24 protein-coding genes and 1 other annotated feature are annotated in these 25,481 nt (G+C 45.7%); of the genes, 7 read left to right on the forward strand and 17 right to left on the reverse strand.

The window, feature by feature from the left end:
- Window positions 1-10: 10 nt before the first annotated feature.
- From C1T21_RS08865 to C1T21_RS08895, 7 genes are all read right to left on the reverse strand, one after another.
- Window positions 11-1,543 carry an NAD(P)H-binding protein gene (locus C1T21_RS08865; protein ID WP_308411637.1) on the reverse strand — a complete coding sequence of 511 codons (1,533 nt, stop codon included), beginning with the start codon at window positions 1,541-1,543 and terminating at the stop codon, window positions 11-13.
- A gap of 237 nt (window positions 1,544-1,780) precedes the next feature.
- Window positions 1,781-2,125, reverse strand: a complete 345-nt coding sequence (locus C1T21_RS08870; protein ID WP_246772857.1) for a DUF3024 domain-containing protein — start codon at window positions 2,123-2,125, stop codon at window positions 1,781-1,783.
- Window positions 2,126-2,361: 236 nt separating this feature from the next.
- Window positions 2,362-3,333, reverse strand: coding sequence for a glycoside hydrolase family 43 protein (locus C1T21_RS08875; RefSeq protein WP_103047970.1), 972 nt, complete (start codon window positions 3,331-3,333; stop codon window positions 2,362-2,364).
- Window positions 3,334-3,373: 40 nt separating this feature from the next.
- The gene (locus C1T21_RS08880) at window positions 3,374-4,759 is read right to left on the reverse strand and encodes an arabinan endo-1,5-alpha-L-arabinosidase (protein WP_103047971.1); all 1,386 of its coding nucleotides are present in this window, start codon (window positions 4,757-4,759) and stop codon (window positions 3,374-3,376) included.
- Between the two features lie 80 nt (window positions 4,760-4,839).
- Complete coding sequence (locus C1T21_RS08885) at window positions 4,840-5,682, reverse strand: carbohydrate ABC transporter permease (RefSeq protein WP_025723511.1); 843 nt, start codon at window positions 5,680-5,682, stop codon at window positions 4,840-4,842.
- A gap of 27 nt (window positions 5,683-5,709) precedes the next feature.
- On the reverse strand, window positions 5,710-6,600 hold the full coding sequence (locus tag C1T21_RS08890) for a carbohydrate ABC transporter permease (RefSeq protein ID WP_013309768.1): 891 nt from the start codon (window positions 6,598-6,600) through the stop codon (window positions 5,710-5,712).
- Window positions 6,601-6,693: 93 nt separating this feature from the next.
- Complete coding sequence (locus C1T21_RS08895; protein WP_029516750.1) at window positions 6,694-8,037, reverse strand: ABC transporter substrate-binding protein; 1,344 nt, start codon at window positions 8,035-8,037, stop codon at window positions 6,694-6,696.
- Window positions 8,038-8,546: 509 nt separating this feature from the next.
- Here C1T21_RS08895 and C1T21_RS08900 point away from each other — a divergent pair.
- A complete protein-coding gene (locus tag C1T21_RS08900) occupies window positions 8,547-9,476 on the forward strand; it encodes an ArsR/SmtB family transcription factor (RefSeq protein ID WP_103047972.1) in 930 nt (309 codons plus the stop codon).
- A gap of 56 nt (window positions 9,477-9,532) precedes the next feature.
- Here C1T21_RS08900 and C1T21_RS08905 read toward each other — a convergent pair whose 3' ends face one another.
- Window positions 9,533-10,243 (reverse strand): DUF1361 domain-containing protein, encoded by a 711-nt coding sequence (locus C1T21_RS08905; protein ID WP_103047973.1) that lies wholly within the window; start codon window positions 10,241-10,243, stop codon window positions 9,533-9,535.
- Between the two features lie 95 nt (window positions 10,244-10,338).
- Window positions 10,339-10,947, reverse strand: coding sequence for a DUF1349 domain-containing protein (locus tag C1T21_RS08910; protein ID WP_103047974.1), 609 nt, complete (start codon window positions 10,945-10,947; stop codon window positions 10,339-10,341).
- A 190-nt stretch (window positions 10,948-11,137) separates the two neighbouring features.
- Window positions 11,138-11,376, forward strand: a binding site (T-box leader).
- Window positions 11,377-11,418: 42 nt separating this feature from the next.
- Between C1T21_RS08910 and C1T21_RS08915 the strand changes: the two genes are divergently transcribed.
- Complete coding sequence (locus C1T21_RS08915; protein ID WP_103047975.1) at window positions 11,419-12,603, forward strand: aminotransferase class I/II-fold pyridoxal phosphate-dependent enzyme; 1,185 nt, start codon at window positions 11,419-11,421, stop codon at window positions 12,601-12,603.
- Window positions 12,604-12,779: 176 nt separating this feature from the next.
- Here the strand turns inward: C1T21_RS08915 and C1T21_RS08920 are convergent, their stop codons facing one another.
- The 3 genes from C1T21_RS08920 to C1T21_RS08930 form a co-directional block, all read right to left on the reverse strand.
- A complete protein-coding gene (locus C1T21_RS08920; protein ID WP_103047976.1) occupies window positions 12,780-13,340 on the reverse strand; it encodes a GrpB family protein in 561 nt (186 codons plus the stop codon).
- A 35-nt stretch (window positions 13,341-13,375) separates the two neighbouring features.
- Window positions 13,376-13,951 (reverse strand): O-acetyl-ADP-ribose deacetylase, encoded by a 576-nt coding sequence (locus C1T21_RS08925; protein WP_103047977.1) that lies wholly within the window; start codon window positions 13,949-13,951, stop codon window positions 13,376-13,378.
- Between the two features lie 201 nt (window positions 13,952-14,152).
- Window positions 14,153-14,740 (reverse strand): TetR/AcrR family transcriptional regulator, encoded by a 588-nt coding sequence (locus C1T21_RS08930; protein ID WP_103047978.1) that lies wholly within the window; start codon window positions 14,738-14,740, stop codon window positions 14,153-14,155.
- Between the two features lie 195 nt (window positions 14,741-14,935).
- On the opposite strand from C1T21_RS08930, the gene C1T21_RS08935 reads away from it, so the two are divergent.
- On the forward strand, window positions 14,936-16,171 hold the full coding sequence (locus C1T21_RS08935) for an MFS transporter (protein ID WP_103048258.1): 1,236 nt from the start codon (window positions 14,936-14,938) through the stop codon (window positions 16,169-16,171).
- 86 nt (window positions 16,172-16,257) lie between these two features.
- Here C1T21_RS08935 and C1T21_RS08940 read toward each other — a convergent pair whose 3' ends face one another.
- From C1T21_RS08940 to fabF, 4 genes are all read right to left on the reverse strand, one after another.
- A complete protein-coding gene (locus tag C1T21_RS08940; RefSeq protein ID WP_103047979.1) occupies window positions 16,258-16,998 on the reverse strand; it encodes a zinc ribbon domain-containing protein in 741 nt (246 codons plus the stop codon).
- Between the two features lie 99 nt (window positions 16,999-17,097).
- Complete coding sequence (locus tag C1T21_RS08945; protein WP_103048259.1) at window positions 17,098-18,051, reverse strand: helix-turn-helix transcriptional regulator; 954 nt, start codon at window positions 18,049-18,051, stop codon at window positions 17,098-17,100.
- A 20-nt stretch (window positions 18,052-18,071) separates the two neighbouring features.
- Entirely contained in the window at window positions 18,072-18,578 is a 507-nt protein-coding gene (locus tag C1T21_RS08950) for a GNAT family N-acetyltransferase (protein WP_103047980.1), read from the reverse strand.
- 141 nt (window positions 18,579-18,719) lie between these two features.
- Window positions 18,720-19,958 (reverse strand): beta-ketoacyl-ACP synthase II, encoded by a 1,239-nt coding sequence (gene fabF, locus C1T21_RS08955; protein WP_103047981.1) that lies wholly within the window; start codon window positions 19,956-19,958, stop codon window positions 18,720-18,722.
- Window positions 19,959-20,121: 163 nt separating this feature from the next.
- Between fabF and C1T21_RS08960 the strand changes: the two genes are divergently transcribed.
- The 4 genes from C1T21_RS08960 to C1T21_RS08980 all read left to right on the forward strand — a co-directional run bounded on the left by C1T21_RS08960 (window position 20,122) and on the right by C1T21_RS08980 (window position 25,183).
- On the forward strand, window positions 20,122-20,961 hold the full coding sequence (locus tag C1T21_RS08960) for a helix-turn-helix transcriptional regulator (RefSeq protein ID WP_103047982.1): 840 nt from the start codon (window positions 20,122-20,124) through the stop codon (window positions 20,959-20,961).
- Window positions 20,962-21,096: 135 nt separating this feature from the next.
- On the forward strand, window positions 21,097-22,911 hold the full coding sequence (locus C1T21_RS08965; protein WP_103047983.1) for a DEAD/DEAH box helicase: 1,815 nt from the start codon (window positions 21,097-21,099) through the stop codon (window positions 22,909-22,911).
- 1 nt (window position 22,912) lies between these two features.
- Window positions 22,913-23,863: a YqhG family protein gene (locus C1T21_RS08970; RefSeq protein WP_103047984.1), complete on the forward strand. Its 951-nt coding sequence runs from the start codon at window positions 22,913-22,915 to the stop codon at window positions 23,861-23,863.
- Between the two features lie 258 nt (window positions 23,864-24,121).
- Window positions 24,122-25,183, forward strand: coding sequence for a hypothetical protein (locus C1T21_RS08980; RefSeq protein WP_103047986.1), 1,062 nt, complete (start codon window positions 24,122-24,124; stop codon window positions 25,181-25,183).
- A gap of 97 nt (window positions 25,184-25,280) precedes the next feature.
- Here C1T21_RS08980 and C1T21_RS08985 read toward each other — a convergent pair whose 3' ends face one another.
- A complete protein-coding gene (locus C1T21_RS08985) occupies window positions 25,281-25,472 on the reverse strand; it encodes a YqzE family protein (protein WP_103047987.1) in 192 nt (63 codons plus the stop codon).
- Window positions 25,473-25,481 lie beyond the last annotated feature (9 nt).

Below are 25,481 nucleotides of genomic sequence, written 5' to 3' on the forward strand. Positions count from 1 at the left end.
GTGGAAAATATTAAACATTTGTATCAATCAACCGCTTGACATACTTTCCAAACGCATACATAACCCCCAAATGTACTTTGGCCTGTGTATATTTATAAATAAACCAAGGCAGCGATGGCACATAATCATGAATGGCTACGACGCAAATATTTGTACCGGGAATTTGCAGGAACTCAAGCCTGCCGTGATGGTCTTCCCTTACAGTAGCAAAAGTACCTCCTGTGATTCGATAGAGTGCAAACTCAGAGGTGCTCTGCACACGGTCATAAGTCATTTCTAACAACGGCTTTCGACTACCCAAAAGATACAACTGATAGGTATCCGCGCCCCCTGTCTCGACACGCACCCAAGGTTTTGCAAAGACCGGAAGCCAGGTCAAATAGCGCTCCCCGGCCCATGTTGCATCCTTCCCAGGCGGGAGTTTGATCCGTTGCACCGAGCGTACATCAGATTTTAATGATCGAATTGCTGACTTTAACGGCTTTTTGGACTTACTATGGGAATTCTTCTTATGCCGATATTCTTCTTCCTGCTCGAGTGAGGTTCGAGCTGCCTTGTCAAAGGAAATCTTCCCATCGCTGATGCCTTGAACCTTATGTTTCCGTTGCGCCACCATCGGATGAGCTAAGCTTTCGATCAGCGGATAAGCCATCTCTTTGGGGGCTCCAGTCACTAGCGTAACCCAAAGGCGGGACAGTTTGATCGTCAGCAACGGCACATTAAAAAAGCGACGCTTTTTATCCATTATTTCTGCTGTTCTTTGCATCATTTCTCTATATGTCATAACCTCCGGCCCGCCTACATCTACAATTTGTTCATCAAGAGTACGGTTGCCAATGCTCCGATCCAGCGCATTCAAAATATCCTCCAATGCAATCGGGTGGGTCTTGGTTCGGGTCCAACGAGGCAGAATCATGACTGGTAATCTGCGAACGAGCTTGACCAAAATTGGAAACGATGAATCCTGTGGGCCGACGATCAAGCCTGCACGAATTGTGGTTACAGGTACTCCAAAAGACTTCAATACACGCTCAACCTCCAGACGGCTGCGTAAATGTCGGGACAGTTCATCCTCACTTGTATGCCCAGGAAGGATACCGCTCAAGTATACAATCTGCTTCACACCGTTATTACGCGCTGCCCGGGCAAAATGCTCTGCCAAAATCACATCCATATCCTCAAACGTTCCTTGTGTCAGCTTCGCCGAGGGCAGCATGGAATGAATGAGATATACGGCATAATCCGCTCCTTGTAATCCTTGATTTGCATCCTCCATGGAAAAAAAATCACACGAGCGCCATTCCACGTGCTCTGTATTTTTACGCTGATCTCCATTGCGGGATAAGGCAATGACATCTGCATGCTCAGTCAGCCTCTGTAGCAGATTATGCCCGATATAACCACTGGCGCCTGTCAGTGCAATTCGGGACCTGCCTTTTGGATACAATGCTCCAAGCTCCCGCTCTACTTGTCTTATCTCAGGTTCCGGTCGATACTGCTCATCTACACGCCTTTGTCTGTCATTACGTTGCTGCTCATTCACTACACACCGCTCCCCACTCGTTATCACGCTCTGTGTTTCACATACCCTGATTTATAGTACCCGTAACAAGCCTCATGACAAGACATGGAAACGTAAACTAGACAGTGCCACCCCAGACAAAACAAATGACCGTAACTTCCATATAAGGAATTACGGTCAGCCTGTTTACTTCCATATACAGTTTAACGGGACGACTCCCATTACCTCCATCTTCCGAACTTATCATTCTGCACTTCGTTAACCTGTCCAAAAAATACCTGCTGGATCTATTTCTACCTGTTCGAGCTGTTCTTCAAAGCACGGATTAGGTGCAATCTCTTTTACACGCTGCCAGCTTTCAGCCTCTTGCCGGGCATATACATGCCAATGATTTTCTTCCCAGCGAAATTGGACAATGTCCGTGCGTTCCCACGACTCAGTTTCATTAGAAGGCCTTTCCTCCGTCAAGATCAAACAATTATCCTCTATTTGATAAATGAGCCGCACGTCAGAACGCACGTAGCCTGGCACCTTTAGCGCAATATAGCCATCCAGCAGGTATTCAACCTTTTTAACGGTAAACGGATCAATCCGCTCGTTCACGAGATTTCCACCCCTTGATCAATTCGTAAATATTACGATTTAAATATAGCAGAAATCGAAGTTTTTGAAAAGAGTCCTCCTTGCCGTCCCAAAAGCAAAAAGATATCCTCCAGCCCTGAAGGCTCAGAAGATATCTTATTACTCTTGTTATACGCAGTCGAATCATAATTCCCTATGATTTCTAGAAAGTTATAGTGCCGCTGTGCAACACGTCAACCATCTATAATAGATTTCGCTTATTTATCAACAGAAACGCCATCTGGTACTGGAATACCAAAATCAGGTGTTCCATCTTCCTTCCAGTTGAACGGCTGAACACGTGTATGACGATTCGGATCATACAGCGGGTCGCCTGTAATTTCCTTGTAGTTCCGGGCGTGATATACGATTACATCTCTACCGTCAGCAGCAACCGTAAAACTGTTATGGCCTGGCCCGAATTGTCCTGTTTCCTCATTGGTGCAGAATACTGGCTCAGGTGATTTCGTCCATGATTTCGGATCAAGTAAATCCGCATTCTCATCTGCTGTCAACAGGCCCATGCAATAATTGTGGTCAGTGGCACTAGCTGAATAACTGATAAAGATCCGCCCATTCCGTTTTAGAACTGCTGCTCCCTCATTCACCTTAAAACCGATGATTTCCCAATCATATTCAGGAGTGGAGATCATGACCTGCTCACCGCGCAGTGTCCATGGATTGCTCATTTCAGAAATATACAGATTGGAATTACCGACGATGTCAGGGTCCTTCTGAGCCCACACATAATACAGAACTCCATTATGCTGGAAGGTTGTCGCATCGAGGGCGAACGTCTCCCAACGGGTTTTGATCTGTCCTTTTTCCACCCATTCTCCTTCTAGAGGATTAGCTGAATCATTTTCCAGCACGAACATCCGGTGGTCGAACAGGCCTTCCTTCGTTTCCGTTGTACGAGCTGCTGCAAAATAAATGTACCATTTGTCGTTAATATAATGAATTTCCGGTGCCCAAATGTTCGCACTTAACGGGCCCGTTTCATATTTGTGCCACACTGCGACAGGCTCTGCTGTACTCAAGCCTTGAATAGTACTTGCTCGTCGAACCTCAATGCGGTCATACTCTGGCACAGATCCGGTGAAATAATAGTATCCGTCACTATGCTTGTAAATCCAAGGGTCTGCCCGTTGCTCAATGACCGGATTATTAAAGGGTACAGATTGATTCATGGTTATTCTCTCCTCTATGTGTAGTATGTAGTTCATACAATTAATCGCTGATACGTTTTCCCCAGATGGAAATTCCCTTTTCATTCATACCCGTGAAAATTAGAGTATGGCGGCCGAGCTCCCAGTCCCATGAAGGAAGCAATAACAGTTCTTCCTTTGTTCCTTCGGATGTATCACTCCAATCCATTGTTAGAGTACGCTTGCCATCAAAGCTCCAGTGACCTTCAAGAGAACCACTGGTTGCCCGACCTCCATCTTCCAGACGGAGCGGTTCAGCTTCCACCTGACCATCTACTTCCTGCCTTATAACGATGCGCTCCCAGTTGCCGGATAATAGCCTTTTGGGTATATCCTGCTCCTTTTCGCCCGCATAGCGCTCCGGAGAGACGACCGGCCAGCCCTCTGCCGTCCATAATATTTTGCGTACATGCAAGTACGGCCAGCTCTTGTCCGTTTCTCCCCGCGCATGATGTACAATATAATAATCCGCACCGTCCTTTAGGACAGAATTGTGACCTGGCGCAACCCAGCCTTCTCCTTCGCTGAACCGATAACCGCCCAATACCTTGTTTCCAATCTCGTATTGAGGCAAATAGCTGGTATCTGCCATATCATGTCCATTCATGTCCACATAAGGGCCTGTGATTGAATCTGAACGGGCAACGCGAACATTGTAGTCCTCAAACAAAGAATCATACGAGACAAACAAGTAGTATTTACGGAACATTGGATTGTACACAATGTAAGGCCCTTCTACAGCACCGTCCTCAGTTGCCCGATCTCTGGCAGCGATATTTTTACCATAGCCAGATTCTTTGAGCTTTCCAGTCTGGAGATCAAGCGGTGTAATATAGATACCGCCGAAAAAAGAACCGTATACCATCCATGGATTTCCCTCTGCATCCAGCACCGGATTGGCATCAATCGCATTCAGCTTGTCATGCTCTCCCGTTTTAACGACCAGCCCCTCATCCTTCCAAGGGCCTTCCGGGGAGCTGGATGTCTGCAATCCAATCGCAGACCGTGTGCTGCCAAAGGTAGAAGCGGAGTAATACATCCGATAGGTATCACCCATCTTGATGATGTCTGGTGCCCACAGATTGGTTGCTGATGACCACGCCTCTGCTTCCTTTGGAATGCCGGGGAGTGCATACTGAACCCAGTTCCAGTGAATCAGATCAGTCGATTTGCGTACCATGACACCAGGTCTCAATTCTCCACCTGTCTTTACATCCGTTGAGTAGACATAATAGCCTTGATCTGTTTTGATAATCGCCGGGTCATGTGCATTGTTAATGGTCCAGCGCTGTTCATCATTAATCGTACTTTGATCATACAAGTGATCGGGAGGTGGAGCCTGCGGATACACAGGGTCCGGAGTGTTATCCCCACAGCCGGATAGACCCAGCATGAGCAGCATAACCATAACTGTTATTCTCCTCCTTCCTTTATCCATTACATATTGTGACTGCCTTACATCATTCATCCATACCCTCCAAGTGTCAATTAACCTTTGACACCCGAAATGGCAACCGATTCAATAATTTGTTTCTGGAAGATCAAGAATATAATCAGTACAGGTAACAAGGCTATAATCGATGCTGCCATAATAAGCGGATAGTCCGTCTGAATGGCGTAAGTCGCATTAAAATTCGCGATAACCAGCTGCAGTGTCTGCGTTTCTGGTGAGTTCAAGTAAATAATCGGTGCCAAATAATCGTTCCAAATCCCCATGAACCATAAAATAAGCTGTGCCGCAACTGCCGGCTTAATGAGCGGGAACGTAATCGACGAATAGAGTCGGAAATAAGAACTTCCGTCAATTTTCGCAGCTTCGATAATGGCATCTGGTACGCTAAGCAAGTACTGCCGCAGGAAAAAGATCATAACTACATTTCCGAACAAACCTGGAACGATCAGAGGCAAAAGTGTATCGACCCAGCCAAGTTTGGAAAACATCATAAACTGTGGAATCATAACCGTTGGGTATGGAATCATCATAGATGCGATGAGTGCCAAAAACAGTTTGTTTTTATGAGGGAATCTCAGCTTTGCAAATGCAAAAGCGGCCACACTGGATGTGAAGGTACCTACAACGGTAACACTTACAGCCACAATCACGCTGTTCTTGATCCCGCTTAACAAAGGTCCTGCTTCCCAAATTTCCTTATACTTGCCAAACTGGAACACCTCTGGTATCCATACTGGTGGAAGAGCAAAGACATCCTGCTTTTCTTTCACCGAAGTGGACAGCATCCAAAGCAGCGGCGCGATCATCACAATCGCTCCAATCGCAAGTACAATAAAGATAATGATATTGGTAACTTTCGTTTTTTGACTATGGGACATAATCAGACTCACTCCTTTCCGCGAAAATCAATCCCCATCAAAGGACGATTTTTCATTCATTTTGAATTGAATCAAAGTTACGATAAAAATGAAGATGCCGAGAATCATAGCCATCGCGGAGGCATATCCCATTTGCAGGTTTTTAAATGCCTTATCCCAAATATAAAAGACGATTGAGGCGGATGAGTATTCCGGACCCCCTGTAGGTGTCATAATGTTCATTTCAGTAAAGATTTGCGAACCACCAATGATATTAGTTACGACCAGGAAGAAAGTTACTGGTTTCACCATTGGCCATGTAATATTGCGGAACATTTGGAATCCGCTAGCTCCATCTAGCTCTGCCGCTTCATAATAAGAGCGAGATACGCTTTGCAGGGCTGCCAAATATAGCAGCATCGTATATCCGAGACCCTTCCAGACGGTCATGAGAATCAAGGCCGGTTTGACCGTATCCTTATCCATTAGCCAGTTAGGACCCTTAATACCGAATATTTCGAGGAATTGGTTCACCAAACCATAGTCCCCGTTGTATGCCCAGTTCCACATAATAGAAACGGCAGCCAACGAAGAAATAACCGGGATATAGTAAATCACACGAAATGTTGTCGTACCTGGAATCTTGCGATTCAAACCTAGTGCCAGCAGTAAAGCTAGTACAAGACCGATTGGAATACCTAGCATTAAGAAAAGAGTATTGTACATCGATTTATAAAAGAGCTCATCGCTAAATAAATCTTTAAAATTGTCGAGACCAATAAAGTTCATTTGTCCCAATCCGTCCCAGTCTGTAAAAGAGCCGTATAATGAATAGACAAACGGGAATAACGTAAAGATTAGCAGACCGAGAATAGGTGGAAGAATAAATAAGTATCCATATACCTTCTCTTTGCGGTAGAGATTAGATTTGGTTATCACAGGGCTCACCTCTGTTTCTAATTTGGAATGAAGATGATGTTAGCAGCATGATATTCAGCCACTAACATCATCCTTTTTTCCTCTATTTACGCATTATTTCTGTGATTTTTTCTCTTGCTCCACCGCTTTATCCAGCAGTTTCTGCATCTTCGGTTGTTCTTGTTTCACATAATCTGCCGCCGTAATTTTACCATCCAGCACAGGTTGAATATCTGTGAAGAAAATATCGTACCATTCTGCATTATACGTATAGTTGCCTGGTAATGAGCGTCCATAGTCATTTACGATATCAATAAATTCTTGTTTATTGTTAGGCTTGGTTTTCGTATCTTTGGACCATTCATCAGCCATGTCCAGCAGATTCGGAATTTGTACCTTGGCATCTACGAGCTGCTTCATTCCTTCTTTAGAAGTCGTCAGATAGTTAACCAGTTCAACAGCTTCATCCGGGTATTTTGTTTTAGAGGAAACGCCGATACCCAGAGAACCGATCCATGTTGCTGATTTGCCAGTCGATCCGGCTGGGAACGGCAGTAAATCATATTCGAATGGCAGTTTTTCAAATGTACTCATATCCCAAGGACCTACCGGGAAGAATGCCATTTCACCCTTCATCCAACGTTGGTATGTGTCCAATGTTTGTGATTGTTCAATACCAGGTGTGATTTTATATTTGTTTTGCATGTCAGCAAAGTACTGAAGCGCTTCCGCAAATTTCGGATCATCAATCGTTACTTTAGTTTTGCTCTCATCCAGCCAATCAGCCCCATTACTCCATACAAAGGCTTGCAATGCCCACTGAACGTTAAAACCTGTACCGTATTGATCTGGCTTGCCGTCACCATTGGTATCTTTGGTCAACTCTTGGCTAACCTTGATAAATTCATCCCATGTATACGGTTTGTCTTTGTCAGGCAATGGAACGCCCGCTTTTTCGAACATCGTTTTGTTGTAGCCGAGTGCGAATGGACCTAAGTCCTTCGGCATACCGTAAATATCTCCTTGACCGGCCATTTTACCGTCATAGCGATACAAATCTATACCGTATTTCCAGATGTTATCCAGTTTAATATCCTTGTTCTTCTCAATGTAAGGAGTGAGATTCTTCAATACCCCACTGTTTACATAAGCTTTCACATCTCCAGGGGCAAAGTAAAAGATATCTGGAAGATTATTTCCTGTGATCGCAGCTCTTAGCTTTGTAGCATATTGATCCGCTGCCGTCACGACCATTTTAACCTTTACGCCAGGATGTTCCTCTTCAAATTTCTTGATTACTTCCTTATAAGCCTTTTGTTCATCTGTGCCACCACGGAACATGAATGTCAGTTCCTTACTTCCATCACTACTGGAACTTCCCCCACTACAACCAGCCAGTGCAGCCACCATTAACAACAGAACAACCATTGTTATTGCAAAACCTTTTTTCTTTATCAACGCGACCCCTCCTAAATTTAAATGAAACCGCATACATTTAGTGTTAAAATAACTTCATACCACTCGGCCTAATCTTTAACTGTGCGGTACACAACCCGTTGTTGATTGCCGCTGTGATTATCATCCCTCTCATGTACCATATAATTAACATTTTACTTTATCAATAATGAATTCGTTTACAAACAAAATATAGCATGCCTTTCCTCGGTTCGTCAATGTATTTTTCAATCTTTTTAAATAATTATAAAACATAGAATAGAGTAACATGAAAAGTAAAATCAAATCGTATTTAAGTTAATTTTCATCTAAAAAACTAGTAATAAAACTTAAATACGATTTATTTATGAAATAATCTCTAATTTGGAGTCTAATTCACTCCCCTCTTTATTTAGTAAAAAAAATTTACAAAAAAGCAGTTTACTTCTTTTTGATTTTATTTTAACATAAATCAAAGTAAAAAATATAAGCGCTTACATCACAATTTTTATAGATAAGGATGGTCTATAGATATGATTTATATTAAGGACTTAATGTCAGGGTTAGATATTTTTAAAGCGCTGGGTTCCGAAATCCGCATTCAAATTCTCGAGCTACTTGCTTATCAGGGACAAAGTATGAATGACATTGCCAACAAACTTAATTTGAGCAACGGTACCATTACAATGCATATTCGAAAATTGGAAGAATGCGGCCTTGTGGAGATCAATACCGTGAGCGGCAAGCACGGTACCCGAAAAATGTGTTATTTGAACAAGGATAAGCTGATGGTCGATTTGCGCAGCAGAGAACAAAAAAATGTGTATGAGGTTGAGATTCGCGTAGGTCATTATAGTAACTATCAAGCGTCCCCCACTTGTGGATTGGTGACCCGAGACAGCATTATTGGCGATTTTGATGATCCACGCTATTTTGCAGATCCCGGGCGGCTGGAGTCGGAAATGATCTGGATGGCTGAAGGCTTTTTGGAATACCGCATCCCCAACTATCTGAAAGCGAATCAATCCTTTAAAGAAATTCAATTCTCCGCAGAACTGGGCTCAGAAGCACCCTGCTATTGTGAGGAATATCCCTCCGACATTTGTTTTCATATTAACGGTATCCCTATTGGGCACTGGACCAGCGCCGGAGATTTTGGAGAAGTGCCGGGAGTTCTGAATCCAGATTGGTGGCCACCGCATTTGAATCAATATGGTATGCTCAAATTAATTCGCATCAATCAGCATGGCAGCTTCATTGACGGGTGCCGCATATCCGAAGTCACAATAGACGATATTAACCTTAACTATAAAAGCGACATTACACTCCGTTTATCTGTAACCGATCAATCGGAAAACAAAGGAGGGCTCACTATTTTTGGAAAAAGATTCGGGAATTTCAGTCAGGATCTGCTTGTGCGCGTGCTTTACGATGTGCACGGGGAGGACAACGCCAACTCCTGACACTCCACATGAAAAAATAGGCCGAAGCCTGTATTCATTGAATACATGTCCTCGGCCTAAACATCCTGATCCTCACTTATAGAGATATAGATCAATAAATAAAAAATGACTGCTATCCCAAACACCAGCCAGCAAAAGGACAGCAAATGAAGCCTTGGTCCTGCATGTACTCCCCATCTCCAAATATCCGTAAGGAGCACCAGTGGTTGCAATAATACATCCCAGCTATTCCAGCGAGCAAATCTGCCAATATATACGCCTATGCTGGCCAGCCACAACAACACAAAAACTACAGCCCATGCGAGCCTACCTGAACAAATCCTCCTCAGCATATGGTGGATCACCAATATACAAAGGGATGTAAGAAAAAGGCCCAGCCCTGCTGCTGAAAAAGACGTAAATAAGATTAACCAAAATTGTGTGTTCAACCAAAAACGTGTATCAGGATTCACATCGTAAAAACGAAATGCATGAAGTAACTCAGTCACCAAATAAAGAGCATTCGGCAAAAAAAACAACCATACAATTGAAGAGAAAAATAAAAGAATACTTCTCACTTTTGTACTTCGCAGTCTGGATAAAACCATCATTCCCAGAGTGATAAAGACCGGAACCCAGGCCAGGAATATATCCCAGTACAGAAATTGATACATCCTCGTTCCGCTTGTGGACTGTAAATACATAATGAGTCCGAAACAGCCCAACGTAGCTACAAGCAGCACTCCCAACAAACTGGGCAGCTTGTAGCCTTTCCTTCTTAACAGCAAGCTTCCATCTACCTCCTGCCTGAGTATGCGTATATACGTCTTTTCAAGTCCTGTTTTATAGCGCTTTCATACTTAGAGAGAAAGCCTTTGTCTATTTACTCCACGTTTCGTATGTCCTCAGATACATGGTTTGTTATCGTCAAGGCATCAAAGGTAACAGCACAGCCCTCCCCCACCGGAGATTGAGCAACAACTCCGACTTTGAGCTGGTTAGGAACATTCATACCAAAATATCTCGCCAGCTTCCAATGCTGACCGTCTGATGAATAATGAAATGCAAAGCAATTTCCAGCTCGTGCCACTCGTAAATACGGATTGGACACGTCCATCGCCCCAGAGATACAATCATCGGATGTATCCCGAGTGACCACACTAAGAATAGATGGAGTGCTTTCAAAGTATTCAAAGCACAGCTTAGCCCAATGGGTATCATCCGCCATCATCATCAAGCATCCTGAATCATAAGGCTGCTTCATATCAACACGGACCCTCGTCCATATTGTAAAATCACCTTGAAGCGTTGTATGCAAAAAGGGTGCGGACGATTTTACCGCTGCGCCTGACGGATCCCTAAAGAAATCTGCCTGTGAAGGTGCAGAAATTTGCAAAGACTTGGAATCATCGAATCTCCATACAGTCGGCTCATTGATCCAGCTCCAATCCGCCGGCAAAACTTTACCGCTAAAGCGTTCAAATACGTTCATATGGATACCATTCCTCTCTGGCAATATAGTCATATAACACATTGAAATCTGGGGCACAATCCCCTTGATACCACTATATACGTTATTTTCCAGTCGTCAATAATGATGATCTGTCTTTAATGTTTATAAAAAAAAAGACTTGCCATCCTGAAATGTTGTGCTTATAATTACACCTAACTTGATACGGTAACAAATTTCAATGACGAGAACGAGTAAGCTATACAGCGGATTTGCAGAGAGTTGGGGCAGGTGAAAGCCAACATTCCGAGGGTAGCTGAACGCCATCTCTGAGAAGCGGGCTGAACCTGAAGTAAGCTCTGCCGCCTTTCCAGCGTTAACCGGAACACGTATTGATGGATACGTGAACAGAGTGTCATTTCGTATGGAATGAAACTAGGGTGGTAACACGGGTATAAACTCGTCCCTTTACAGGGGCGGGTTTTTTTGTTTTTCAAAAAGGAGGAAATCATCATGACAAATGTATCGACAGCAGTATCTATAACCGATTTTTTGACTCCAGCTGTACGGGAAATGCCACCTTCAGGCATCCGTAAGTTTTTCGAATATAGTACAGGCAGAAAAGATATTGTATCGCTTGGTGTCGGTGAACCTGACTTTGTAACCCCTCAACATGTCAGAAAGGCCTGTATCACAGCACTGGAAAATGGTAAAACATCATACACACCGAATGCTGGACTTCCCGAGCTTCGTGAGGAGATTGCCGGGTATCTGGAGAGTAGCTTCAGCACATCCTACAACCCGGCAGATGAAATCATGGTTACCATTGGAAGCAGTGAAGCACTGGATTTGGCACTACGCGCTCTGATCACCGCACACGATGAAATACTCATTCCGGCTCCATGTTATATTTCGTATTCGCCCATCACGTTTCTGAACGGAGGACATACCGTAACGGTTGAAACCTCTGCGGATCAGCAGTTCAAGCTAACAGCTGAGGCACTCCAAGCCAAGCTGACTCCACGTTCCAAAGTGCTTATTCTCTGTTATCCGAATAATCCGACGGGTGGGGTGATGACCTATGAGGATTGGCTACCGATTGCCCGCCTGGTTGAGGAGCATAATCTTGTCGTCATATCAGACGAAATTTATGCTGAACTGACCTATGAACAGAAGCATGTAAGCTTCGCAGCTCTGCCAGGAATGAAAGAGCGCACCCTGCTCATCAGCGGCTTTTCCAAAGCATTTGCGATGACAGGCTGGAGGGTCGGCTACGTGTGCGGCCCAAGAGAGTTGATTTCAGCTATGCTGAAGATTCATCAATATACCGCCATGTGCGCTCCTATTATCGGGCAAATTGCCGCTATTGAATCCCTGCGTAACGGGCTGGAGGAAAAAGATCGTATGATGGAATCCTACAATCTGCGTAGAAAATGGTTCGTTGAAGGCCTATGTCAGACAGGACTGCCATGTCACGAACCAAACGGTGCCTTCTATGCTTTTCCCTCCATTATGCACACAGGGTTAAGCTCAGAACAGTTTGCCAAGCGGTTGCTGGAAGAAGAAGGAGTCATTACTGTACCCGGTTCCGCATTTGGCCCAGGCGGCGAGGGCTTTATCCGCTGCTCATATGCGTCATCGCGAGAACAGTTAGAAATGGCGTTGGAACGCATCAGCGCATTCTTGAAACGTCTATAAATACGATTTTTCCTATCTTGAAATGAACATGAGTACTGGATGAAAGTTACTTTAGCAGCTTCTGAATAAGCTTTTTCTGGTGTGCTGGCAAGCCTTCCGGCCATTCCCCTACACGGCAATAACAAATGTCGGAGATTTCGGCGCTTGGTCGGAAAGTACCCGGGAGTCCGGACATCCTAATCTTTAGGATGTCCGGTATTCAGAACGTTTTGAACAAAATCAGTCTTGGCCTCCGTGTACGCTTCACGATCATGCTGATTTTCCATCGCCAGCCGCCTTTTTAATACATCATATTGCTGAATCAGCTCAGGCTGTTCACGAAGTCGGTTCCGAAACAATAGCTGCCGATCCCAATGCTCATCAGATTTCAGTATGAGATGCAGATGTCCCTTTCTTTGATCCTGTTCCACTTTAACCAAAAATCTTCTCCATTCCCGACCGTCCAATTCAGGCGGAACATAGTTCCAGCCTGCTGGTTGTAAAGCAGACACGATCTGTTCCAGTTGATCCCAAGATTCTAATTTTGCCATTATGTCAATAATGGGCTTAGCGGAAAGATTGGGAATTGCCGTGCTTCCTATATGTTCGATTTCCGTCACCTTAAACGGCAGTAATAACTCCCGCAACTGGTGAATGATCTTTAAGCCCTGCTCTGACCAGGCAGGATCAGGATTCGCTATTTTTACAGGCTCCGTAGCCCACACCGGCCAATGTTCCTGGTTTTGCTCCTCATGCATTCATGATCCTCCCTAATTTCTACGCATGTATTCTTTCATTCAACTGTATCTTTTTTAATATCCTTAACACCATCTTGTAACTTACGGCTGTATAACTGAGCATTTTCCGCATCAAAACAAACAAAAATAATCTCATTCAAAGCCGCATGTTCACGTACAAAACGTGTCACTTCCTGTATAGCAATATCCGCCGCCTTTTCTTTCGGGAAACGGTAGATGCCTGTGCTGATATTCGGAAAGGCAATGCTTCGTGCATTCAGTTCTAAAGCTAATTGGAGTGCATTATGGTAGCATTTCGCCAATAGCTCCTCTTCCCGATGGTCGCCACCATTCCACACAGGGCCGACGGTATGAATAACATATTGGGCATCCAGCTTACCAGCTGTTGTATAGACCGCGCCTCCTACAGGACATCCACCCTGCTTGTTTCTGATACGTACACAATCTTCTAAGATAGCCGGACCGCCAGCCCTATGAATCGCGCCATCTACGCCACCGCCACCCAGCAAGCTTGTATTGGCTGCATTGACAATAATATCCGCCTTACAACGGGTAATATCCCCTTGCATCACACGTATTGTCACGTTTAATAGTTCAATTTGGGTATTCATTAATCCTCCTCCTCTCGTAAAAAACAACTTCGTTATATAACCATTTTATAGTCAGCACAAGCGATTTCTAATATATCGTCATAGGTTTTCAGCATAAAGTGCTTTAGATTTTTCCCCCTAGACTGCATCACGTCCATACAATGCTCCAAATGAAGTTTGAACGGCCTTTATCTGCGGCATCCCTGCTTCCTCCCTTCATTTCTATTTCCCATCGAGTAATATAAGTAAAGTTGTAACCGCCTGATCGACAAAAGAGCGCGCTGGACGTGATTTCATCATCACGGTAATCCCAATTAACAAAGAGACCATCGTATGGGCCAGAGCTCGTGCGTCCATGCTAGCCTCCAGCTCTCCTGATCTTATACCACGCTCGAGGGTTTCCTGAAAGACGGCAGAAAGATACATCTGATGTTCTCTGGTTAAAATTTCAAATTTCTCATCATGAGGGGCTAATTCTACCATCGTATTAATACAAAAGCATCCCCTATTAGGCCCATCCTCGTACTCTTCTGCCACGACTCCTCCAAAAAAATTGTAAAACGCTTCTTTTACAGAAGAATTGCTTTGTAGTCTAGAGCGTACATAAGCAGCGTGGGATTGCGTATATTTGCGCAACGCGGCTTCGAATAATTGCTTCTTGTCTCCAAAGGCAGCGTATATGCTAGGGCGCTGAATTCCCATTTTGGAGGTTAAATCGCTTAAAGATGTAGCCTCGAATCCCTTTTCCCAAAAAATTCGCATCGCTGCATCCAACGCTTGATCTTCATCAAATTCCCGTGGTCGAACCATAAGTAGCTCCTTCTTTTCATATCGTTCAGTATATTAAGATTGTATGATCACGATAAGAAACTGTCAAATATGTACATGATGAACTCTTGACATTTCATATGTACACGAGTTATATTGACCTAAATTCATTACATACCAATCGGTATATTATACTCAACGGTATGTAAATTACAGAAAGCGACGTGGTATGTGAAAATGAAGACGTCAGAAGAAAAAGTGGTACTCCTCCCTCATCAAACGGTAGCAAATGCTGCCGAAACAGCCCCCATTCCCTCCTTGTCCCGATCTGTGGCACTCTTGTTTGCCATAGCCTGCGGGCTGGCTGTCGCTAACATTTACTATGCACAGCCATTGCTGGATGCGCTGGCAAACGAATTTGGCATTACGCACTCATCGGTAGGCATGGTCATTACTATCACGCAAATTTGTTATGCGTTGGGATTATTGCTGCTCGTCCCGCTTGGCGATCTTTTGAATCGACGGCGACTGATTACAGGGCAAATGCTGCTATCCGTGCTGGCACTAATCGTGGTTAGCTTTGCTCCTACCCGTACAATACTGCTTATGGGAATGGCAATGGTTGGTCTGCTGGCTGTAGTCACTCAAACACTCGTGGCTTTCGCCTCTACCTTGGCTAATCCGACTGAACGGGGGCGTATCGTAGGTCTGGTGACCAGTGGAGTCGTTATCGGCATTCTGCTGGCACGAACCGTGGCCGGTGTATTAACTGATCTGGCAGGCTGGCGTTCAGTTTACCTTGTTTCTGCTATACTTACGCTGTTTATGGCTGGAGCTCTGTTGCGGGTGTTGCCAAAGAGCGAACCCACAAGTGCGACACTTTCCTATCCGCAGCTGCTCCGATCGGTTATCGTACTGTTTTTGCAAGAGCGAATTCTGCGCATTCGTGCTGTCCTTGCATTGCTCATTTTTACGGCGTTCAGCATATTGTGGACTTCGCTTGTGTTACCTCTCAGTGCACCCCCATTGTCTCTTTCACATACTGCTATCGGGGCCTTTGGTCTGGCTGGAGTGGCCGGAGCTTTAGCAGCAGCACGAGCAGGGCGTCTTGCCGATCAGGGCTTGGGACAACGGACAACGGGTATTGCCCTAGTTTTATTGCTGCTGTCCTGGTTACCTATCCGCTACACCGAGCATTCTCTATTCGCTTTAGTTCTTGGCGTCATTCTTTTGGACTTGGCTGTACAGGCTGTACATGTCACCAACCAAAGCTTGATTTTCAATGTTCGCCCTGAGGCACGCAGCCGACTTACTGCAGGCTACATGATATTTTATTCCATCGGTAGCGCCACCGGGGCCATTGCCTCCACTCATATGTACATCTATGCCGGATGGAACGGGGTGTGTCTATTAGGAGCTGGTGTCAGTGCTCTGGCTCTCATCTTTTGGGCTGTAACTCGACGTTCAACTTGATGGGGAGACTGCTATTGATTGAATCAGAAAAAAACCGCCGGGTCCACGACAATGACCGGCGGTTCTCTTCTGTCACAACAAAATCATCACTTGATTGCAATATAAATCAAAACAGGTTCATCAGGACTGCCATACACTTCAAAATCACCTGTGTATGTCCGCTCCCCTTGTCCCGTGGCAGCCCACTCCCAGATCGTCTGCCATACACGGAAGACAGAAGAGGGTTCCTGAGTTGCCTGAAAAATAGCATAGCGTGCAGCCGGAATGACAAGTTCTTCAAGATCGTCAGGAGTCTGGAAATCTACAGCCGCTTCCTTCCCGATAAAAAATGTATACTCGCCCAAAGTTCCATTTTCATAGTCAGAATAGCAACCATAGACAGAAGCATGTCCTGCTTTTTCCTTTATCCGACCAGGCACGTCCTCACCCCAAAAACGTTCCCACATGTTTGGAATGATCCCGTGAGATGTTTGTTCATTCTGATTACTTGTACGTGCTTTCAACCCAATCAAACGGATCTCACCTCGATATTCTTCCCGAATGGGTCCATCCAGTGTAAGCCCCATATCCTCTGAGGACCGCCATCGTTTCAAAAACGGCAGGTAATTGCGCAGCATCGAAGTCGCTTCTTCTTCCTGCATCCCCTCCTCTACCAGGATAGGCACACACTGCTGAATCATTCCCTCCATAGTCAAGTCAGGCTGTACAAATTCGCCTTCCTTGTAACAATACTTGCAATACTCATCCGTTTTATGATGTTGTGCATCCGTTCCATATTGATCCTCATGCTCCAGCGGCATCCCGCAACTTTGACAAGCTTTATCCATCCTCGTAAATCCCCTTTCGCTAACGGTATGCCACCAGTATAACGAAACAAACCTGACAACTATGAGTCAGGTTTGTTTTACTTTAATCTAAGATTTCCTTTATGATTCCTGAACTTCTTCATAATTAGACGCAATACGCAGCGCCATCTTATGAATCTTGTCCCGCAAATGGGCTGGTTCCTTGACAACCACATCCGGTCCCAGGCTTAAAATAAATCCGTACGCCCATGCATCCTCGGGAAAAGGGACCGAAACCGTGTAGATCCCTTCCTCCTGCTCAGTCAATGCTTCTACGCCAAACCAGTCCTCCGCCAGATGCCTTGAGTTACGGTTAAATTGCAGCGTAAATGGTTGTACAGCTCTGGATACCTCCATCCGCTCCTCATTCCAGGGCAGCACTTCATAAGAAAGATCCCTGCGAGCGAAAACTGTCTCTGTAACCACTGGGTTACTCATGCGGGAAAGTTTGAATAGACGAAACTGCTCCCTATCGGGACAATACGCATATACAAACCATTGTTGTCCTTTCAGAACGAGCGTATGCGGTTCAACATTCCGTTCTGTTATGGCTCCCCCCGCATTTCGATAGGTAAAGGCGACAGTGCGCGCTTGGCTCATTGCTTCTTTTACCTTTATCAATTTGCCTTCCTGCGTAGCCCGATTTCCCCATCCCGAATGATCGACGATAAACTGTGTGGTATGGACACTGAATTGCTCTTTCCCAGACTCTGGTATAATACTCTCAAATTTATGAAGTAACCGCGACACATTCGGGCCGCCCAACGACGAGGACAAACTCTGCAAACCCATCACGATATCCTTTATATCATGATCCGTCAGCATACTGCGATCCAGGCGGTATCCTTCCATCAGACCGATTCCCCCATTGGCTCCCTGATAAGTCACCACCGGAATACCTGCCATACTAATCGCTTCAATATCTCTATAGATCGTCCGGATCGAAACCTCATATAAATCAGCCAGTTCCTTCGCTTGTACTCTATTTTTCTTTAGCAGCAAAATGACGATAGAAAGCAATCGGTCAATTTTCATTTTTTCAAAACCTTTCACCCTTAGTAAAAATAAGCCATGAACTCCTCATCATATCCCTGACCGTGATATTCCAAAGCATTCTTTTCTATACCATAGGTTTCAAATCCCAAATTCCTATACAGCTCAACAGCAGCTTGATTGGTAGTCATCACACTCAGGTTGATTTGCTTCAAACCTTCCACTTTTCTACCTTGGCTGATAACTTCCAATAAAAGTTTTTTAGCAATCCCCTGACCTCGGTAGGTCGATGGTACATAAACTCCCCAAATTGCTCCCTTATGCTGCGTCTTTATTTTCTGCTCTCTTCTAAACCCGGTCATGCCAACCAGCTGCTGATCCTTTGTAAATGCACCAAGTATGTAATGATCTCGTTTATTTTGTATCTGCTTCACCACATCAGATAGCGGAACTAGTGCAGCTTCCTCATAGGAGGTTCCAAAAGCTTCGGGGTTCATTTGTAGGGCTTCCAGTCTCAAATTCCAATAAGCCTCAGCGTCTACTGGTTGTATGTTCCTGATTAAAACCATGGCTTCCCGTCCCTCCAAATGTTTTCCTTCATCTTACTCTATCTCTTATCTAAAATGAATCTGTTATTCTTCGATTAAAATAACCTCAGGTACTCTATCCAGCCGGATAGAATGCCTGAGGTTTCAATAACTCCTTACAAATTATGACTCGTAGCGCTTCAGAACAATAACCGCATTATGACCACCGAAGCCGAAAGAATTAGATAGCCCAATATTTAGTGGAACCTTGCGCGCTTCGTGAGGCACATAATCCAGATCGCAAGCCGGGTCCGGATTGTCCAGATGCATCGTTGGTGGAATGATGCCCTCCCGTAGGCTTTGCACAAGCGCAATCGCTTCGACCCCGCCCGCAGCTCCCAGCATATGACCCAGCATGGACTTATTCGCAGTAACCGGAATCTGATAGGCATAATCACCAAAAAGCTTGTGGATTGCAAGGGTCTCAGCGACATCCCCGACAGACGTACTCGTCGCGTGGGCGCTAATCACGTCCACTTCTTCAGGGGAGATGTGAGCCGAACGAAGGGCCGCTTTCATCGCCAAGTAAGCTCCGGTTCCTTCGGGATGCGGTGCAACCATGTGATAAGCATCCGAACTGGCTCCATAACCGATGACCTCACCATAGATTTCCGCACCACGGCGGATAGCGTGTTCCAGTGACTCCAGTACCAGAATACCTGCACCTTCGCTCATGACAAAGCCGTCCCGATTCTGATCAAAAGGTCGACTTGCTATAGAAGGCTCCTCGTTACGTGTGGATAAGGCAGTCGCATTAGCGAAACTCGCCAAGGCCAATCTAGTCACCGCCGCTTCAGCTCCACCAGCAAAAATGACATCCGCATCTCCTGTGCGAATCGTCCGAAACGCCTCTCCAATTGCTGTATTCCCAATAGAGCAAGCCGTCACGGGTGAAAGCGTAGGTCCCATCGCTCCAAACGCGATACTAATTTGAGCAGCAGCCATATTCGAGATCATCATGGGTACCAGCGTCGGGCTAACTCTACCCGGTCCACGTTGTAGCAGAACATCTACATTGTCCACCAACGTATCCAAACCGCCGACTCCCGATCCCACATAAACACCTACACGCTCCAAATCGGTGTGATCCAGTTCCAGACCGGAATCCTTAAGCGCTTGTTCTGCCGCATATAATGCAAACTGAGTAAACCGATCCATTCGTCTAGCATCTTTACGTCCCCATTGCTTTTCTGCATCAAAATCCTGTACCAGTCCAGCAATTTGTGCTTTCAAATCGGACACATCGAATGTATCAATTTTACGTATACCTGAATTGCCTTCCAGCAAATTCTTCCACAACGTGTCCACTTCATTACCCAGTGGGGAAACGACACCCATACCTGTTATCACTACTCTTTGCATAAGCTATTCATTCCTCCTGCTCGGTGACTTACTTATAATCCTCATTTTACCCTTGTCTTATCCTATTACAAGTGTTTGTTTATCCTGGTATAATGAACACTACTATAGTAAACGCCTTATTTGCTCACTTCGGATATAGCCATTGAATGGAGAGAAAATACCTATGAAAACGGAAGCACGTCTGGAAGCACTATCTGTTTTTCTAAAAACAAAAAGGGCCCGCCTACACCCACATATGGTCGGTCTCCCCCAAGGATCACGTCGCAGAACACCAGGCTTGCGCAGAGAAGAAGTCGCTCAGCTGGCAGGTGTCAGTACGACCTGGTATACCTGGCTGGAGCAAGGACGAGATATTAAGGTGTCCGCCTCTGTGTTAGATGCTATTGCTGCCGCATTGCAGTTGAACACAGACGAGCGCAAATATTTGTATGATTTGGCGATCGAGGCCGGGTCTCACAGCCTTCCTGTTCCTGCAGAGCAGGCCGTCATTTCCCCCTCTCTGCAAAAGATCGTACAAGAGCTACACTACTGCCCTGCTATTATTTCAGATCGGCGTTGTCATATTGTCGGCTGGAACGCCGCTGCTGCTCATGTTTTTATGGATTTTGCCGAGCTACCACATGAGCAACGCAATATGATTGAACTGCTATTCACCAAAAAGGAGTTTAAAAGTCTAGCCGTGAATTGGGAACACTTTGTAAAGGGGTTCCTTGCTATTTTCCGCGCTTATTACGGGCAATACGTAACAGATCCCTGGTATGCACAATTTATACAAAATATGAGTCAGACCTACCCAGAGTTTAACGAGCTTTGGAATCAGAGTGAAGTAAGCTCCGCGCCGGAGGTGCTCATTGAATTTCGTCATGCCAAGGCTGGCAAAATGCTATTTGACCTGACTTCTCTTCAGGTACAAGGCAGTGTTGATCTCCGTTGCAGCATCTACACCCCTAATGCGCAGACCTCTACGGAAAGTAAACTCCAAAAGTTAATGGAAGGCAGCTAAAGGATTTCATCCCTCCTGTTATGAAGATATCTTTTTCCGTCCATACTACATCTACGATCTGTGCTAAATAGATGCCACATTTGTGACAGAACCAAGAGCTTCAACTGTGCTACTACCAGGAGGGAGGGAATCATCATGAAAGCCAAATCGACAAGTTCCCCGCACATACCCAATCAAGCGCCACTGCCTGTTCCGGTGCAATTTGATCGAAGCTGGCAGGATGAGCTGGACCAGCGGCTGCGCAAAGGTGGCCCTTGGGGAGATTGGAATCTGTATCAGCTGGCCATTGAGGCTGAAAAAGTCAAACTGGTGCCGAGCTTTGATGAGCTTCAATGTCTACAGCATTTGCAAGACCTCACTCCACTACCCCATCAGCTGGATACCGCTCGAAAGGTACTGTTTCAAATGTCCGGACGTGCCATTCTTGCCGATGAAGTCGGCCTAGGCAAGACAATCGAAGCTGGAATGATCCTAAAGGAATATCTGGTTCGCGGGCTGGCTTCCAAAGTTCTTATTCTTGTCCCCGCATCCCTGGTCCTACAATGGGTGCGTGAGCTGAACAGCAAATTCGGTATTCCCGCTGTCGCCCAGAAAAAAGCGTATTCTTGGTCTTCCGAGGTCGTCGTGGCCTCTATGGATACCGCCAAGCGGGAGCCCCATAGTAACATCCTACTAGATACCGATTATGACCTGCTCATTATAGACGAGGCTCATAAGCTGAAAAATAAAAAGACATCCAACTACCAGTTCATTATGAAGCTGCGTAAAAAATATTGTTTGCTCCTGACAGCAACACCTGTACAAAACGATCTGTCTGAGCTGTTTAACCTGATTACACTGCTCAAGCCTGGTCAATTGGGAAGACATGGCGATTTTTCAGCCAACTTTGTTGTAGATAAACGTCTACCCAAAAATGAAGATCAGCTCAAGGATGAGCTGTCTAAAGTCATGATCCGCAATCGTCGCGGAGAAGGCCCTGTTCAATTCACCAAACGAAATGTTTCCAACATTCACTTGGAACTTTCGCCGGAAGAGCAAGCGCTGTACGATGGGGTGACCTCTTTTGTCAAAGAGCAATACCAGGCAAATGGCGGAAATCTAAGTAGCATGCTGTCTCTCGTTACCCTTCAACGGGAAGTGTGCAGCAGCCGGGACGCTGTGTTCGTGACGCTGGTCAACTTGTCTAAAAAGATGGCCCCAGACTCTCCCCTACGCGATCGTGTCTGGGATTTGGTTGCACATATTAAAGCGATCAAGGCCAATTCCAAAGCAGAAAAAGCGCTCGAGCTTATCCGTCAGATGAACGAAAAAGTGATCATTTTTACAGAATACCGGGCCACACAGGAGTATTTGCTGAACTATTTCCGTGACCGTGGCCTATCTGCTGTTCCTTACCGAGGTGGTATGAACCGCGGACGCAAGGATTGGATGATGGATCTGTTCCGTGGGCGCATTCAGGTCATGATTGCCACCGAAGCGGGTGGTGAAGGCATTAACCTGCAATTTTGTCACCATATGATTAACTTCGATTTACCGTGGAATCCCATGCGCGTGGAGCAGCGGATCGGACGGGTACATCGACTTGGACAGACGCATGATGTTAATATTTTCAACTTGTCCACAACCGGAACGATTGAGGAGCATATCCTGCATCTGCTGCATGAAAAGATAAATATGTTTGAGATGGTCATTGGCGGATTGGACGTTATTCTTGAGAAGTTTGAGAAAAAAGAATCCATTGAAAAAAGTCTGTATAAAATCATGCTTGAATCCAGTAGCGATGATGAAATTCGCAAAAAAATGCAAAAGCTGGGCCACTCGCTGGATTCCATCAAACAGGAAATGGAACAACTGCGCACAGACCAGCCAAACGCCGAGGATTTATTAGGCCTAGCAGGCAATACGGTTCCTCCGGGCAAAGCTCGACGCAGTGTGAAGGGAGGTAGCTAGTTTGACTATGAATGCACAGCAAGTCCAGCGTTTTGTCCACACCTATCTGGAAGCTACCGGGTGCAGTGTCATTGAGAGGTCGCCCCACCATGTAACCGTCAAGCTTTCTCCAGAAGCAGATAAAGCCTTAACTAACCGCCCCTACTATTGGGGATACGTAGAGCGTACTGGCGTTCCAGCGCAGACGATGTCCTTCACTTTCATCTTTGATGGGGAAGCCTATCGCGCAGAACAGGAACGTTTAGCGGATCATACGCCACCAACTCCAGCATCAGGCAACGCAGCACAAGATCAGGTCATGGGGCGTTACTTCGGTCATGTACCGACATTACCACAATTGGGACCTGGACGTATTTTGCAGGAGGAGCTTCGATATGGAAGCCGTCGGCTGCATCAAATTTTTGAAGCCGCACGGGATGGAGGAAAATATGTTTATTTGTTTGAGCAGCCTGATGCCCGTCAGCTGTCTGCCCGCTCTCCCGTAGTCTATGAAGCTTGGCTCAGCATCTGCTATAAGATTGAATTCGCCTGCGATTTGAAGCGTGAGGAACTTCAGTGGCTAGGTATTTCGCTTAAAAGCGGTACCATTGTAACCGATTTTGGCGCCATGCTCGAAACTCGGCAGCTCAGCCCGCTGCTGGCGGGCAATATGCATGTGCAGCCTGCCGAGCTATCTGTCCCTGAAGCTTCTAGCTCGCTTGAAAGCTACCTCACCGAACAGCTCCGTCAGCAAGATTATGTTTGGGCTGAGCAGGCGAAGGAACGATTGCGCGAGGAATTGGAGGTTATTGACCACTACTACGATGATCTAATCAAGGAGCAGAAAGAGGAAGAGGATAAAAAAGAAGCCATATCAGAGCAGCATCAAGCCCGCCGTAAAGAAATGGTATGGCAATATGAGCCCAAGGTACTCGTATCCGCCATTAACTGCGGGATATTTCATCTGCGGTAACCGATATCTCTTGCTCCTTCGCAGGAGAGTTGCAGAGGTATCGTCAGCTTGTAACATCTTGCTTCAGCCTACATCAGTTTCCGCTGCTGTAACCACAAGTTTGGTTAAACATGTCTCCTATGTATCGACAGCAAAAAACGAACCTGGATACGACATTTGCGCCGACAAGGTGCAGCAGTCTTTTTATCGGACAGGCTGTATGCTGTATAAAAAGAATGCCTCCGTCGGGCAATCAAGCCGACAGAAAGGTGGATTTCATTGAAGAAGAATCATTCCGGGCACTATAGCATAGGTATGATCGCAGCTGTTCTGATCGGCCTGTCCGCAGTCTGTCCGTTCGCTTCCATTCATGCGGCTCCCTCAGTCGCACAAGGCAACAATTTAAACTCGGTGTCTCTCTACAACGAAAGCTCGTGGGTTCCTCCATTGAACTCCACGAGTCCTGCTACTCCTTCCCCTTCCCAGGATGACGTTTCAGCAAGTTTTCCAACTGGGGAGCAAGGCGTGCCCGCAGACGTAAAACAGGCTGCAGACAACATGGTACAATCCCTATCGTCGCAGCCCCCTTTTGTATCGTGGAAAGATGCTGAGCTTAGTTATCATGCGCTCGGACCTGGAACCCATAGTTGGCTTGTTCAAGTAAACCGTGCAGGAGAATACATCGGCTACCTGATTATCGGATCAGACTCAAACGGCGCATATCAACTCAACGAATATGGGAATGGTCCAGGTGGACCTTATAGTATGGATGTACTTCGCCAATCTCTGGTGTCGCTCACAGAAACCGATCTTTCATCTATCGACAAACTGCAAGTCACACCTATGTATGAGGAACCGCTACTAGCCTACTGGCTGGTGCGTTCCTCTACAGGCGGCGAAATATGTATTGATGCTGTAACTGGCGATCCGTTACCTGTAGAAGTGGCAGATGGGAGTTGGAAACATAAGCTCCAAAACAACGCATTCTCTTCATCTATACCCTTTTTGAAAACACAGGCGCAAGCGGTTACGGTCTCGTCTGCTCCTTTCGATCCCTATGACGATCTGGGTTGGCTTCAACCCAAGCAAAAACTTTCTGTCCGTAACACAGGCCAATTTATGGATACACTGAGTATTTCACCGCGTATTATATTTTCTGCCACAGGTATCAATTTTGCCTTTGGAGGTCCCTTATCCATTAGTGGGTATCAGTCCTGGATATCCCCAGATCATCCGTCCCAACCCATTTTATATGCGTTAACCCACCACAATGGACTTTCCCGATTTGTGCCATTAAAACAGTTATTGTCAGCTGGCGAATTTTATCATTTGGACTCCTAGTTATTAAGAAACACGAAAAAGATCGGAATGATCCCTACAACATAAAAAGAGACCTCAAATGGCATACCCTATGCCTCTTGTGGTCTCTTTGGCGAGTTTAATGTCGCTCTCTCCGTTCTCTGCGTGTGGATTTCATCCACATTTTCAGAGCGAGAGGCAACATGCCAAACCATTTACTCCCCCACGGCTCTCTGGCTTGTTTTTGACTGCGCCGAACATCACGCGGCGTTTCCATATAGCGAACAATCCGCTGCGTAATATACGTCACCAGTTCGTCACTCTTCGCCATCCTTCATGA

Source organism: Paenibacillus sp. F4, from assembly GCF_002894905.1.
In the GTDB taxonomy this organism is placed as follows: Bacteria; Bacillota; Bacilli; order Paenibacillales; family Paenibacillaceae; genus Paenibacillus; species Paenibacillus polymyxa_B.

Coding starts and splice junctions, on each gene's coding strand:
- C1T21_RS08875 (WP_103047970.1), bottom strand. CDS start 3,333: ATGAATCAATCTGTACCCTTTAATAATCCGGTCATTGAGCAACGGGCA.
- C1T21_RS08880 (WP_103047971.1), bottom strand. CDS start 4,759: ATGGTTATGCTGCTCATGCTGGGTCTATCCGGCTGTGGGGATAACACT.
- C1T21_RS08885 (WP_025723511.1), bottom strand. CDS start 5,682: ATGTCCCATAGTCAAAAAACGAAAGTTACCAATATCATTATCTTTATT.
- C1T21_RS08900 (WP_103047972.1), top strand. CDS start 8,547: ATGATTTATATTAAGGACTTAATGTCAGGGTTAGATATTTTTAAAGCG.
- C1T21_RS08910 (WP_103047974.1), bottom strand. CDS start 10,947: ATGAACGTATTTGAACGCTTTAGCGGTAAAGTTTTGCCGGCGGATTGG.
- C1T21_RS08915 (WP_103047975.1), top strand. CDS start 11,419: ATGACAAATGTATCGACAGCAGTATCTATAACCGATTTTTTGACTCCA.
- C1T21_RS08920 (WP_103047976.1), bottom strand. CDS start 13,340: ATGCATGAGGAGCAAAACCAGGAACATTGGCCGGTGTGGGCTACGGAG.
- C1T21_RS08925 (WP_103047977.1), bottom strand. CDS start 13,951: ATGAATACCCAAATTGAACTATTAAACGTGACAATACGTGTGATGCAA.
- C1T21_RS08930 (WP_103047978.1), bottom strand. CDS start 14,740: ATGGTTCGACCACGGGAATTTGATGAAGATCAAGCGTTGGATGCAGCG.
- C1T21_RS08935 (WP_103048258.1), top strand. CDS start 14,936: ATGAAGACGTCAGAAGAAAAAGTGGTACTCCTCCCTCATCAAACGGTA.
- C1T21_RS08940 (WP_103047979.1), bottom strand. CDS start 16,998: ATGGATAAAGCTTGTCAAAGTTGCGGGATGCCGCTGGAGCATGAGGAT.
- C1T21_RS08945 (WP_103048259.1), bottom strand. CDS start 18,051: ATGAAAATTGACCGATTGCTTTCTATCGTCATTTTGCTGCTAAAGAAA.
- C1T21_RS08950 (WP_103047980.1), bottom strand. CDS start 18,578: ATGGTTTTAATCAGGAACATACAACCAGTAGACGCTGAGGCTTATTGG.
- fabF (WP_103047981.1), bottom strand. CDS start 19,958: ATGCAAAGAGTAGTGATAACAGGTATGGGTGTCGTTTCCCCACTGGGT.
- C1T21_RS08960 (WP_103047982.1), top strand. CDS start 20,122: ATGAAAACGGAAGCACGTCTGGAAGCACTATCTGTTTTTCTAAAAACA.
- C1T21_RS08965 (WP_103047983.1), top strand. CDS start 21,097: ATGAAAGCCAAATCGACAAGTTCCCCGCACATACCCAATCAAGCGCCA.
- C1T21_RS08985 (WP_103047987.1), bottom strand. CDS start 25,472: ATGGCGAAGAGTGACGAACTGGTGACGTATATTACGCAGCGGATTGTT.